The 11805-nt window shown below is 39.9% G+C and carries 16 protein-coding genes; 7 read left to right on the forward strand and 9 right to left on the reverse strand.

All coding sequences use genetic code 11. From position 1 onward, the window contains the following. Positions 1-20 precede the first annotated feature (20 nt). Together glpX and SHI21_RS19970 are read right to left on the reverse strand one after the other, a co-directional pair. On the reverse strand, positions 21-974 hold the full coding sequence (glpX, locus tag SHI21_RS19965; RefSeq protein WP_323578967.1) for a class II fructose-bisphosphatase: 954 nt from the start codon (positions 972-974) through the stop codon (positions 21-23). 123 nt (positions 975-1097) lie between these two features. Beyond that, a complete protein-coding gene (locus tag SHI21_RS19970; protein ID WP_323578969.1) occupies positions 1098-1820 on the reverse strand; it encodes a PilZ domain-containing protein in 723 nt (240 codons plus the stop codon). A gap of 70 nt (positions 1821-1890) precedes the next feature. Here SHI21_RS19970 and pgsA point away from each other — a divergent pair, with 70 nt between their 5' ends. From pgsA to SHI21_RS19990, 4 genes are read left to right on the forward strand one after another with little or no spacing between them, the layout of a single operon-like run. Beyond that, on the forward strand, positions 1891-2538 hold the full coding sequence (pgsA, locus tag SHI21_RS19975) for a CDP-diacylglycerol--glycerol-3-phosphate 3-phosphatidyltransferase (RefSeq protein ID WP_323578970.1): 648 nt from the start codon (positions 1891-1893) through the stop codon (positions 2536-2538). Next, positions 2522-3724, forward strand: a complete 1203-nt coding sequence (serB, locus tag SHI21_RS19980) for a phosphoserine phosphatase SerB (RefSeq protein WP_323578972.1) — start codon at positions 2522-2524, stop codon at positions 3722-3724. Before pgsA ends, serB begins: the two co-directional genes overlap by 17 nt. Before the next feature lie 14 nt (positions 3725-3738). Continuing rightward, positions 3739-4083, forward strand: a complete 345-nt coding sequence (gene panD, locus SHI21_RS19985; protein WP_323578973.1) for an aspartate 1-decarboxylase — start codon at positions 3739-3741, stop codon at positions 4081-4083. Positions 4084-4086: 3 nt separating this feature from the next. Continuing rightward, positions 4087-4677 (forward strand): leucine-rich repeat domain-containing protein, encoded by a 591-nt coding sequence (locus tag SHI21_RS19990; RefSeq protein WP_323578975.1) that lies wholly within the window; start codon positions 4087-4089, stop codon positions 4675-4677. On the opposite strand, the gene SHI21_RS19995 is transcribed toward SHI21_RS19990, so the two are convergent. From SHI21_RS19995 to SHI21_RS20010, 4 genes are read right to left on the reverse strand one after another with little or no spacing between them, the layout of a single operon-like run. Further along, positions 4674-5030, reverse strand: a complete 357-nt coding sequence (locus SHI21_RS19995; protein ID WP_323578976.1) for a Crp/Fnr family transcriptional regulator — start codon at positions 5028-5030, stop codon at positions 4674-4676. The genes SHI21_RS19990 and SHI21_RS19995 overlap by 4 nt on opposite strands. Before the next feature lies 1 nt (position 5031). After that, on the reverse strand, positions 5032-5439 hold the full coding sequence (locus SHI21_RS20000) for a response regulator (RefSeq protein ID WP_323578977.1): 408 nt from the start codon (positions 5437-5439) through the stop codon (positions 5032-5034). 17 nt (positions 5440-5456) lie between these two features. Next, positions 5457-6287, reverse strand: coding sequence for a S1/P1 nuclease (locus tag SHI21_RS20005; protein ID WP_323578979.1), 831 nt, complete (start codon positions 6285-6287; stop codon positions 5457-5459). Continuing rightward, positions 6277-7689: a hypothetical protein gene (locus SHI21_RS20010; protein ID WP_323578981.1), complete on the reverse strand. Its 1413-nt coding sequence runs from the start codon at positions 7687-7689 to the stop codon at positions 6277-6279. The genes SHI21_RS20005 and SHI21_RS20010 overlap by 11 nt, the downstream gene beginning before the upstream one ends. A 106-nt stretch (positions 7690-7795) precedes the next feature. Between SHI21_RS20010 and SHI21_RS20015 the strand changes: the two genes are divergently transcribed. After that, a complete protein-coding gene (locus SHI21_RS20015; protein WP_323578982.1) occupies positions 7796-8092 on the forward strand; it encodes a (2Fe-2S) ferredoxin domain-containing protein in 297 nt (98 codons plus the stop codon). Positions 8093-8141: 49 nt separating this feature from the next. Beyond that, a complete protein-coding gene (locus SHI21_RS20020; protein ID WP_323578983.1) occupies positions 8142-8264 on the forward strand; it encodes a hypothetical protein in 123 nt (40 codons plus the stop codon). Here the strand turns inward: SHI21_RS20020 and SHI21_RS20025 are convergent. The 3 genes from SHI21_RS20025 to SHI21_RS20035 form a co-directional block, all read right to left on the reverse strand. Further along, a complete protein-coding gene (locus tag SHI21_RS20025) occupies positions 8254-9057 on the reverse strand; it encodes an alpha/beta fold hydrolase (RefSeq protein WP_323579089.1) in 804 nt (267 codons plus the stop codon). The genes SHI21_RS20020 and SHI21_RS20025 overlap by 11 nt on opposite strands. Then, positions 9024-9755 carry an SDR family oxidoreductase gene (locus SHI21_RS20030; RefSeq protein ID WP_323578985.1) on the reverse strand — a complete coding sequence of 244 codons (732 nt, stop codon included), beginning with the start codon at positions 9753-9755 and terminating at the stop codon, positions 9024-9026. Before SHI21_RS20030 ends, SHI21_RS20025 begins: the two co-directional genes overlap by 34 nt. 171 nt (positions 9756-9926) lie before the next feature. Beyond that, entirely contained in the window at positions 9927-10814 is an 888-nt protein-coding gene (locus SHI21_RS20035) for a hypothetical protein (RefSeq protein ID WP_323578987.1), read from the reverse strand. A gap of 152 nt (positions 10815-10966) precedes the next feature. Here SHI21_RS20035 and SHI21_RS20040 point away from each other — a divergent pair, with 152 nt between their 5' ends. Next, positions 10967-11797: an alpha-ketoglutarate-dependent dioxygenase AlkB gene (locus SHI21_RS20040; RefSeq protein WP_323578988.1), complete on the forward strand. Its 831-nt coding sequence runs from the start codon at positions 10967-10969 to the stop codon at positions 11795-11797. Positions 11798-11805: the final 8 nt, after the last annotated feature.

Here is an 11805-nt window from a genome sequence, read left to right on the forward strand (position 1 = left end):
TAAATTATATGAAACAAAAATTAGTAACGAGGCTTAGTATCAAAGTGGTGTTCCGCTTCGATATGTCTTACAGTTCCCGAGCTCGATCTCATTACGATTGAATGAGTAATCGCTCCCCATGGTTTAAATCTTACGCCTTTAAGGAAGTTCCCTGATGTTACACCAGTAGCAACAAACATCACGTTCCCGCGAGCAAGATCATCTAACATGAAAACTTTTTTAAGATCTGTAATTCCCATTGCTTTAGCGCGAGCGATTTCTTCATCGTGTCTCCACTGAAGAATTCCCTGGAAGTCTCCTCCCATACATTTCATCGCTGCTGCTGCCAGAACACCTTCTGGTGCTCCACCGATACCAAATAAAATATCCACACCAGACTCAGGGTCACAACAAGCAATCGCCGCAGAAACGTCGCCGTCTCCGATCAATTGAATACGTGCACCAGCATCTCTGATTTGCTGAATAAGTTCTTTATGGCGTGGGCGATCTAAAACGATTGCTGTTAAATCAGCAATACGACATTTTTTCGCTTCAGCAAGACGTCTTAAATTTTCTTTTGGTGTTTCATTGATATCAAGCAGACCTTTTCCTTCAGGGCCGCAAGCAATTTTTTGCATGTATGTATCTGGAGCGTGCAGGAAGTTTCCTTTTTCTGCAATCGCCATAACTGAAATAGAATTGTATCCACCAGTCGCACACACTGTTGTGCCTTCTAATGGATCAAGAGCGATTTCTAACTCAGGACCTTTTCCGGAACCAACTTTTTCACCAATATATAACATTGGTGCTTCATCTCTTTCACCTTCACCGATAACAACTGTGGCATCACATTCAACTGAATCAAGCATCGCTCTCATCGCATCTACTGCGGCCTGGTCAGCAGCTTTTTCATCTCCACGACCCATTAGGCGGGCAGAAGCGATAGCGGCCATTTCAGTTACACGGACAAATTCCAAAGCAAGGTTTCGATTCATTGAGAGATCTCCAAATAAATTAAATAAAAGGATAAAGCTACTAGGATTATAAGAGGGTTCTTCGAGGAAGCAAAGAAAAACAAAACAGTCCATTGGACTGTTTTGCAATTTGGATGACGGTGTTTATCCGCCTAATTTGTAGATAAGAAATTCTTTTGCATCAAGAGGCAGGTGGTCTTCAGAAATTAATCTGACAACGCCCAAGGCCATCTCAACTTTATCACTGACAACCGTCTCATCAATTTGAAAAATAAATTCATCTTCCTGTGATAGCGGCGTATCAAGATCTCTTTGCGTAATAATTTTTCCAGTTTTAAGGCCCACACCTTCTTCCCACTCGATGAAATGCTCCATCATCATGACCTGAAAACGTGAAATCCCCTGTGAAGAATGCTCCCAGACAAATAAATCTAAAACACCATCTGACTTCAGCCAGTATTTTAAATTGTTGGGAAGATCCATCGTAATATTTGTATTATGCAGCGGTTTAATATGCGCAACAATATTATCAAATGATAAAAATGATCTCATTTTTTCTTCAAAGCTAATGCTCGAATCAAACGAAAGTCCCAATGCCGCTTCACGCACCCATTGGATTTTTGCTTTAATTTTTACAGTCGCAGCACGCCAGTGAAGTTCGCCGCTAATTGTTGAACCGACTTTATAGTCATGAGTTCCGTCTTTGAAACAAAGCTGCATCCCAGTAAGTGAGATATCTTTGACCTCAAAGACCATTTTGTTGCCCGATTCTTCTTTAAAAATCATAAAACCAAAAGGAAAACGCGGAAAAACTCTTTTTTCAAGTTCCTGGTAATCGGTTTTAATTAAACTTAAGTGTCTTTCCAATTTTTTCTCCTAGTAAGCTTTACTACTCTTAGGTTAAAATAAAGTTACATTTAATATAAGAAGGAAAAAAATGAGTAATGAGTGGGAAATAGATAACCTTCCAAATCGCTTAACTATGTTCAGAGTGGTCCTGATCCCTATTATCATTTTTTCCATGTACGCTGTGCAGGTTCAATATGATTGGGCACTGGCGCACACTAAACTTCTCAACTATGTTGCCGCGTGGACTTTCGTTGCGGCCTCTATTACTGATTTTCTTGATGGCTTTATCGCCAGAAAAAAAAATATCGTGACTGTTTTCGGATCTTTCTTGGATCCAATTGCAGATAAATTCCTGGTAATCTCTGCACTCATCATGCTTCAGGCGATGAATCGTGTGCATGTACTGGTTGTTTTGATCTTAGTTCTAAGAGAAATGTACATTACAGCACTTAGATTGCTCGCGATGGAAAAGGGTATCAGCGTTCCCGTCGGAACACTAGGTAAATGGAAAACGGCTACACAGATGGTTGGTATCCCCTTCCTAATGGCCAATGATGTCTTCCTTGGCGTCAACATGACGATGCTTGGAACGGTCTTGATTTTCCTGGCCTCAATTTTCTCCCTATATTCAGCGGGAGAATACTCGTTTGGATTAATTCGTAAAATTCAAAAACTAAGAAGAGAAAAGAGACGTGCGCGCTCAACAGAAAGGAATGTAAGTGAACCAACTACTTAATGGAAAAACTATTCTCGTCACTGTAAGTGGACCAGATGGGCCGGGGATCACGGCAAGACTCATGAGAATCATCAGTGAGTACAACGTCGACGTACTGGACATGGGACAGGCCGTAACTCATGGACTACTTTCTTTAAGTTTCGTTCTAGGATTTAACTCTGAAGTGAACTCACAAAACGGAAACGTTTTAAAAGATCTTTTATTCGAAGCCAATATGATGGGATTAACTCTCGGCTATAAAGTGGTTGAAGAAAAAATTAAAACGCTGGAAATGGAAGGCGATAAATTTATCGTGACTTGTGTTTCTCCTCAGAAAGTGACAGCGAGCTTCGTTGCAGATTTAGCATCGATTCTGGCGAATTATAAAATCAACATTGAACGCATCGACAAAGTCAGCCCGAAAGAATTTTCTTCAATGGAAATTTCAACATCTATTCCAAAAGATTTAGATACGAAGGCGCTTAAGTCTGAACTTATGCAAGCGTCTACTAAACACAAAATCGATGTCGCTTTCTTAAAAGACAACGTCTTTAGAAGAAATAAGCGCATGATCGTTTTCGATATGGACTCAACTTTAATTCAAGCAGAAGTTATTGATGAATTAGCTGAGTTATGTGGTGTGGGAGCTGAAGTCAAAGAGATCACTCACCGAGCGATGAATGGTGAAATTGATTTCGATGAATCACTAAAGCTGCGCGTATCAAAACTGAAAGGTTTAAAAGTCGAGCGCATGCAAGACGTTTTAGAAAATCTTCCCCTGACTCCAGGTGTGGAAGAGTTTATTAAAACGATTAAAGTTTTAGGGTATAAAGTCGCCCTTATCTCTGGGGGATTTACCTTCTTTGCCGACGCTCTAAAAAAGAAACTGGGACTGGACTACTCTTTTGCAAACGAGCTGGAAATTAAAGACGGCGAGCTTACAGGATTTGTCACAGGAACAATCGTTAATGCTAATCAAAAAGCAATTCTTGTGAAGCTGATTGCTCAACAAGAAAATATTTCACTTGAACAAGTAGTGGCCATTGGCGATGGTGCCAATGATCTACCAATGCTGGCAACTGCAGGACTTGGGATTGCCTTTCACGCTAAAGATGTTGTGAGAAAAGAAGCTCAGCAACACTTAAGCCACGGGCCTATGACTTCTATTTTATACTTCCTGGGAATTCCTGGGCCAAAAGACAATTAGGGTTTTAAATATTTATGTTAAGAGAACTATTACAAAGCAAAATTCATAAAGCGACAGTGACAGAAGCAGATATTGCTTATATCGGCAGCATTACAATTGACCAGGACCTGTTGGATCGCATTGATCTATGGCCGGGACAAAAGGTTACCGTTGTGAGTAACACCAGCGGAAATCGCCTGGAAACATACGTTATTGCAGGCACGCGCGGAACAGGAATGATCTGCATCAATGGTGCTGCAGCACTATTAATAAAAAAAGGTGAAGAAGTTATCATTTTCAGTTACGCTTTAAGTGATAGAGCAATTACACCAAAATGTATTTTAGTTGATTCACATAACAAATATGTCCAGGATCTTTAAATAATGTTTGAATCCCGTTACGAAAAACGCATCGTGATGAAATGCAATGAAGACGAATCACAGTTTCCAATAGAGTTGTTAAACCTATGGGACCTGACTGAGCTCGAAATCATTGGCGGGAACTTTACTTATTTTCCTGAAGATATCAGCATCCTTTCCAAACTAAAAAAACTAAGTTTGATCTCAACAAAGATTTCAGTAATTCCCAAAGAAGTTTTCGAGCTTCCGAATCTGACTTATTTAAGTTTGAAAAATAATCGTTTGAATCACCTGCCGAATCTTTCTGTAAAATCGAGTTTAAAACAATTGATTCTTGGAAGAAATTATTTAACGGCAAAATCCCTTGAAACATTTTTCAATGATACTCCTCATCTCCATTACCTGGATTTAGGTCACAATGTGGTGGATGATATCCCTGAGAGTCTTTATCGCCTGCTTAAGCTTCGTCGCTTAAACATGGAGAGCAATAAACTTCACGGGCTTCCTTTAAGGCTAAAAGAGCTGACAGAACTCAATCACCTATCAGTAGATAACAATCCATTCCCCGATAGTGAAAGATTAAAAATCGAAAAAAATTTCAATATAACATTTTAGATTCTAATGCGTGCATTCGCTTTGCGAAGACGATCTGTGAGCGTATGTAAAAGCGCCGTAAACCACTTTGGTTGAGCATCTAGAGTTGCTTCAAGCTTATCGAGTGGAACAACCACTAAAACGCATTCAGTGAGTGCTTTCACACTGGCCGAGCGGGGTTCTTTATCTAAGAAAGACATCTCTCCCACTAACTCGCCAGAGATGATCGTTCCAATTTGTTGAACGGCCTCACCTTTTCTTTTTAATACGGCCAGCGTGCCGGATTGAAGATAATACATTTCTGTACTCTCCGCTCCTTCGTGTAAAAGAAAATCCCCGGGCAAAAGCTTGATAGATTCTCTAGATGCTGTCATATTATTTTTCCGTTTTTGTAGTGCTTAAGATCCTTAATACTTTTTCTTGAAATTGCTTTTCATCAAAAGGCTTCACCATGAAGTTTTTTACTCCACTGGCCAAAATTTTTGCGATCAGGTCTTTTTCCAATGTCCCTGAAACGACTAAAATATTATCTTTTGAATTAATATTACCTGCTTCGACGTCGCCAATAAGATCATATCCACTTTTTTTCGGCAGAGAGATATCAAGGCAAACAAGCGCAAATTTTTGGTTGCGCAGTTTCTGAGTTGCCGTAATCCCATCGTGGGCCATAACAATGTTTTTAAAACACCCCATGTTCTCGCAATAGACTTTTAATATTTCACAAATATCTTTTTCATCATCAATAATTAAAACATCACGTTGTAATTTTTTATCTATAGACATATGCCACCTATCATAAATTAAATATTGTCTTTAACTTTTTGTCTTAGCTCAACAAAACTCTTATCTTCTTTTGTCTTCTTAAAAATATTGTTTAAAACAGTAGCAAGGCGAAGTCCCGCTTTACGAAGGCGCTCCTCGATCACTGGTTTTGCTTTAAACCCATACTCGTAGCTTAAGTTCTCACTTCCACCTGTATCGTAAACCACCGATCTTAAATCCTGTGATTCTTTCGCCCAGTCGATAAAATTCCCTTTCGGAATTTCTTTTAATTCGTCTTTTGTATAGTGATTTAAAAATGCTGTGTACTCAGTATATGAAAGTTGTTGGAAATCAATTACGCTTTCATCCCAGATCGTATGCAGGTTTGATTCTGCTTTAAACCATTTTACACGCACAGTGTTTCCACCACGGTCTTCGGCAATACCTACGTGAAGTGGCTGGTGCATATCACCCATTAAGTGCACTAAAAACTTTAAAGCAAAGGCCTTATCGTCTTTTGATTTTTTTGGATCTCTTAGCGTTTCGTCCATACGAAATAGCGCTTCAATAACATCGCCGTCTTTATTTCTTTTTTGATCGAAATACGTTTTATCATTCGGGATGCTGGCATAGTGCCATGAACCTGTGTAGTCGTATTTGCGGTCTGATCTGATTTCATCAGGGTAATTAGCAATGCGAGCAAGATCATCTTCACCTAAAAGGTCTTTGATTCCTTTTTTGGAAGCCTGGTCTAAATGTCTTTGAGCAATTTCGGCCACCACGCGGTGACCAGTCTTTCCCCAAGAAAAAGCTTTAGGAGAAACAACCAGAAGAAGGGCACATACAAGAATACTATTTTTAGATATCACATTTAGCTCCAAATAAACATTTTGTTTTTACTGTCTTAGCTACCGACTCAGGAACGAATTTTTCCCACCCTTCGGCACCATCTTGAATCATCTTAAGCACTCTTCTTGACCAAATCGAAATAACTTCCGGATTAAAGTCCTGAATGTCTTCAATTAACTGATTCTCTTTTAAGTACATTAAAAGAAATGTCATCTCATCGCTGGCCAGAATGGATTCTGTTGTCTGAATCACACTATTTTCTTCATCAACCGCAGGGTAAATAAAGAGTCTAGTATTTGGCTCGAGCAATCTTCCTATTGATCCTATTAATCCTAACCCACATCGGTTCCCTTCATAGCGGGATTTATTTAAGATTTCTTCAAGATTGTAAGCGGCCATAACGAAGGCAATTTTCTTTTTTGCGTACTTTGTGAAAAAAGAATTCAAGTCGCTGTACGACTCTGAATTGGAAATTAAAACTTTTTGTCCAAGAGCTGACAACAGGTCAACGCGAGCTAAGAAGTCTTCATTGTCGACCATTCCGCGGTCAAGCAGCATCGTCATTGAGATTTCCGGGATCACGATAATGTTTTCCTGCTCTGATTTCTCCAATGAAGCTTTGAACTTTCTAAGTCCACACTCAAGCATATCAAGACTCAAATTTGTCGGCGGTCTATAACCTCCGCGGACAACTAAAACGTTTTTCTTGTATAAAACTTCTGATGCCTGAAGAACTGATCCATCAACATCGAAAATAACGGCTTCACATAATTTTAACTTAACCAACTCCAAGCAAAGCAGTCGGCTATCCACTCCGCGGAAAGCTTCTCCTTCAACCTGAATCATATCAATTTTAATTCTTGAAGTTGTCAGACCATCCATCAGACTAGCGATAAATTTTTCTCTGTCCTGGGCCATATAATAAGCGGCGTACACTAAGTTTACACCAAGGTAGCCAATCGCCTCTTGCTGCTGAACATTTTCAGCATCAAGCATACTCACGTGCATAATCACTTGCGAAGGTTTTGCCCCAGGCTCGTGTTGAAATTTAATTCCCAGCCATCCATGGTTTTCACCAGTGCCTTTAAAAGATTTTGCCGACACTGTATCAGCGAAAGCAAAAAAAGTTGTCTCAGCAGATCTCACGTCTGCTAAACGTGAAATAAGAATATCGTATTCGATATCAATCATTTTTTGTAAGCGCTCTTCACACACATAGCGCCCTGATTTTTCTTTTCCGTAAATGGCATCACTCATCGTCATGTCGTAAGCTGAAATACTTTTTGCAATCGTCCCAGCAGCTCCGCCTGAACGGAAAAAATGTCTGGCCACTTCCTGTCCAGCACCGATCTCGGCAAACGTGCCGTAGATGCGATTATTCAAATTGATCTCTAAGGCCTTTTGTCTCTGCCCGAGTCCCATGGATTACCTCTATAAAAATGAAAATATTGTATCTCTATGATGATAGCGATATTATAAGAATAAGAAAACACTATGAGAGAAATTACCCCTCATAATGGAGGACGCCATGAGTGAATTAAAAGCGCATTTATTTGTCTGCACCAGCTGCACATACAATCGCCCCGACGGATCTGAATCAAGTCCGGATGAGGCCTATAAAATGAGAAAAAATCTTAAGACCCGCGCCCGCGAACTCTTCTCTAAAAATGAAGTACGCGTCTCTGCTTCGACTTGCCTTGGCGAGTGCGAACGTGGAATCGCCGCAGTCATGTACCCGAAAGGAGAATGGTCACTAGGCCTTCGCCCGAGCGATGAGGACAAATTGTTCACTCAGTTAACCGAGGAAGCCGCTCGAGTAAAGTAATTTGATTTTAAACCCGATAAGTAAGCACTGACTTAATGAGGAGATTCTTATGAACTTTTTAGACTTAGCTGCTTTCGTCTTTGCTTCTGCAGGTGTGATGATTATTTTTGTTGCTAAAACAAACCTTGAAAAATCAAAAGTGCGCGTAAAAGCAAACAGAACTAAGAAATAGTTTTTTCGATCCATGGGATAATTAGTTTATCCATGATTGTTGGACGTTCAATTAAACATGCATGCCCACCCTCAACAATTTTTAGTGTTGAGTTTTTTGCTTTCGCTTGCATGGCCTCGTGAAGAAATGGTGGTGTTAGTAAATCTTCTTTCCCCACCAGAAATAAAATCGGACAAAGAATCTCACTCACATCAATTGCTGTCTCCATCGCCCCTTTCATTAAAAAGACGGCCGATGCTTCATTGATCACTGATGGCCTACTTCTATAACTTAAAATATGTTCGCTCTTTTCATTGAAGGCCGATTCCCCCCAGATCCAAGGTGTGGAGATATCAAAACGCAACTCCATTCCACCAGTAGCTGTCGCAGCTATCCAGCTTCCAAGTTTTGCTTTCACCATTGGCGTAGGAATATCAAAAGTATCGCAAGCAATAACTGCAACAACCTTTTCAGGAAAACGTCTGGCGTACTCCATCGCAATACGAGCACCATTACTCATTCCGAGTAAGATAACTTTTTCTAAATGATTTTTTTTAATAAGTTCAACTAAATCCAGGACGTGTTCTTCAAGATGATAAACATCTAAGGCCGCAGGAGATTTCCCATGTCCGGCACAATCGTATCTTAAAAACTGAAACTTTTCTCTGAGATAAAAACTCGCTCCATCGTAACTTGTAAGGTCTGCGAGTAATCCATGAATCATAATGACTGTAGGATCACTCGCCTTTTTCTTTTTGCCTTCAAGTAGGGAAAAGAGTTCTAACCTAATATCATACCGCCATCTACGTTTAATGTAGCACCAGTAATATAACTTGCATCATCACTAGCAAGGAATGCATAAGCACTCGCTACATCTTCAGAAGATCCAATGCGCTTTAATAATGCTTTATCAGCAATCATCGCCTGAACTTTTTCTGGAACGTTCGCAAGCATTGCTGTCGCGATTGATCCCGGGGCCACAACGTTAACTCTGATTTGATCTTTCCCTAATTCTTTTGCAAGAGTTTTAGAAAGAGCGATCACACCAGCTTTTGAAGCTGAGTAGTTTGCTTGTCCGAAGTTTCCGTAATGAGCAACAATCGATGCTGCATTAAGAATAACTCCACCACGGCCTTGAGCTTTCATCACTTCAGAAGCTAAACGAGACAATTTAAAAATCGCTGTTAAGTTAACAGCAATAACGGCATCCCATTGCTCATCAGTCATTTTAGAAATCGTTGCATCTTTTGTAATCCCAGCATTGTTAACGAAAACATCCATTCCCTTTGCTGATTCATTTTTAATTTTTTCTAACGTCTCCGCTTTTGTCACATCACCTTGGATGTAAGTCATGCGATTTGGAAATAGACTCGCTAGCTCAGCTTGTTCAAGAGTGGGCATATCAATTAATACCAGCTCACTTCCTTCTGCATAAAATCTCTCAGCTGTTGCTTTTCCGATTCCAGAAGCAGCACCAGTGATAAAAACGCGCTTATTTGATAAACCTTTCATTAAAAACTCCTTAAATAATATGGGGAGATTTTTTCACAACTACCAATTCTATGTACAGCTAAAATGTACGCCCTTCGCAGTAGAAAGCGCCACGCAGCAACTTTCAAAACAAATAAAAAAAAGGGCCACCAAATGGTGACCCTTAGTAAAGATTCTTAATTTTTTTAAGTCTTAGTCTAACTTGTAAAGTCTATTGTCCCCTGCGACAAAGAAAGACTTAACTGCTGTAATCGTTCTCGTCCAGTTTTTCACTGTGTAAGAGATTTCGATTGTAGCACCTGCGATAACATCTTCAGTTGTTCCAACATTTGAAATTTGAACCAATTGTGAACTTGCATCTAAGTCAAATCCCCAAGCGATGTTGATGTTACGAGCTGAAGCTCTGATCCCTGTAAGGTATTTCCCTTTTCCACCGTAAGTTCCACCGTATTGGTAAGTCACACTGTAAACGAAAGATACAACTTCAGAACCTAATCCGTTTTTGTAAGAAATTTGGTAGTGCTTAGTTACTGGAATTGACCAGTTCCCCATGTCGTGAACAACCGGGTCTATAGTTTCAAGTCTTGGAAGAACTGAAACAGCTGCCATTGAAGTATTCGTTACAACAGCTTTACCTTTTTCGATTGTTGGAATGATTTTTTGTCCGATCGCGATTAACTTATCAACAACCATGATTACGCTATCAAGCATACCTGTTGGCGTTGGTGATGGAGTCGTTGTTCCGCCAGCTCCTGCTGAAACAACTCCGCCTGCAGCTTCTTTAACACCAGCGTTCGCGATGTTTCCTGGATTTAATTCAGGTGGTTTTGGTGGAATGTTAGGAATGTTTAAAACTTTGACTCCAAGAGCTGGATTGTCATTGATAAACTCCATTGCTTCTTCGTCAGAAAGTTCTTTAACTGATCTCGACTCGATCTGGAAATAAGGATCAGAAATGGCATCTTTGTTCGTCGTTAAAAGAGTTTCTTTTAACAGAGTCCCTGCAAACGCTTCTACGCTTAAAAGCTGAGTTGCTACTACGACAGTCAAGGCAACTTTCGTTAGATTAAGAGTCTTCATTTGTTTAATCCCCCACAGATTTCATTTTCGTTCCATGGGATTTATCAAGGTATACCTAAAAGAACAATTAGGACTTCTAATGTTGGTAAAAATTACATATATTAAGGCCATAAATTTACAGAAAACGACTTCATCATTAAATACTCTATATCATGAGCAAGAAAACCATCATCCGAAAGGACGGACTGTTTTACCATCCGACCTTCATTAAAAGAAATGAACGAGAAGCTATTTTAGAATGGCTGAAAACCCTGTACCCGATTTGGGAAATGCGCTTTTCCGAAAACAACCCACCTCCTGAAGGTGATACGCAAAGAAAACTCCTGAGACCGGTTTACTGGCTGGGGAACTGGCAGTTTGCCTGCCTTAATTACTATCACCCTCCTAAAGGAGTGCAGAATCGCTGCATCCATGCTGAAGACTACCCACCGGTTTTGAAAAAAATCCTGGAAAATATTGAAGGCATCACGAAAATGCACTTCAAAAAGAATGAAGTCCCTCGTGGATGGAAGCTCAATACGTGTCTGATTAACTTTTACGGTACATCTATTGATGAGAACGGAAAAAAAGTGGATACGGCCAGAGTTGGAGATCATAAGGATTTCGAACTAGGACCTGTGGCCTCAGTATCTTTTGGTGAACGTGCTTTTTTCCAGTTTGTTCTGGGGAAAAAAGATGTAAAGAATAATGTTTTATTCGAGCAATGGCTGGAAGATTCTTCGCTACAGATTTTTGCGGGAGATCTTTATAAGGAGAAGGCATTTCACCGCGTTCAAAGAGTTGAAAGTAAATTAAAAACTTTTTTTGATTTAAATGTGGAAAACTTTGAAACCAGAAGAATCAATTTTACATTCAGGTATGTGCCGGTTGAGCACATTGTTCACTTCAAGGATCTTCCAGCTCCACAAAAAAGTGATGTCCTGGGTTATATGCAGGAGCTTGCAAAGAACTCTGCGCATTTTGAGCGCGCCTTAAAAAGATAAAAATCGCT

Source organism: Bacteriovorax sp. PP10 (genome assembly GCF_035013165.1).
Classification (GTDB): domain Bacteria; phylum Bdellovibrionota; class Bacteriovoracia; order Bacteriovoracales; family Bacteriovoracaceae; genus Bacteriovorax; species Bacteriovorax antarcticus.

Excerpts from the sequence above, each read along its gene's own strand:
- SHI21_RS20000 (WP_323578977.1), bottom strand. The coding sequence starts at position 5,439 with ATGTCTATAGATAAAAAATTACAACGTGATGTTTTAATTATTGATGAT.
- SHI21_RS20010 (WP_323578981.1), bottom strand. The coding sequence starts at position 7,689 with ATGGGACTCGGGCAGAGACAAAAGGCCTTAGAGATCAATTTGAATAAT.
- SHI21_RS20040 (WP_323578988.1), top strand. The coding sequence starts at position 10,967 with ATGAGCAAGAAAACCATCATCCGAAAGGACGGACTGTTTTACCATCCG.
- SHI21_RS19995 (WP_323578976.1), bottom strand. The coding sequence starts at position 5,030 with ATGACAGCATCTAGAGAATCTATCAAGCTTTTGCCCGGGGATTTTCTT.
- SHI21_RS20035 (WP_323578987.1), bottom strand. The coding sequence starts at position 10,814 with ATGAAGACTCTTAATCTAACGAAAGTTGCCTTGACTGTCGTAGTAGCA.
- glpX (WP_323578967.1), bottom strand. The coding sequence starts at position 974 with ATGAATCGAAACCTTGCTTTGGAATTTGTCCGTGTAACTGAAATGGCC.
- SHI21_RS19990 (WP_323578975.1), top strand. The coding sequence starts at position 4,087 with ATGTTTGAATCCCGTTACGAAAAACGCATCGTGATGAAATGCAATGAA.
- panD (WP_323578973.1), top strand. The coding sequence starts at position 3,739 with ATGTTAAGAGAACTATTACAAAGCAAAATTCATAAAGCGACAGTGACA.
- pgsA (WP_323578970.1), top strand. The coding sequence starts at position 1,891 with ATGAGTAATGAGTGGGAAATAGATAACCTTCCAAATCGCTTAACTATG.
- SHI21_RS20020 (WP_323578983.1), top strand. The coding sequence starts at position 8,142 with ATGAACTTTTTAGACTTAGCTGCTTTCGTCTTTGCTTCTGCAGGTGTG.
- SHI21_RS20030 (WP_323578985.1), bottom strand. The coding sequence starts at position 9,755 with ATGAAAGGTTTATCAAATAAGCGCGTTTTTATCACTGGTGCTGCTTCT.
- SHI21_RS20015 (WP_323578982.1), top strand. The coding sequence starts at position 7,796 with ATGAGTGAATTAAAAGCGCATTTATTTGTCTGCACCAGCTGCACATAC.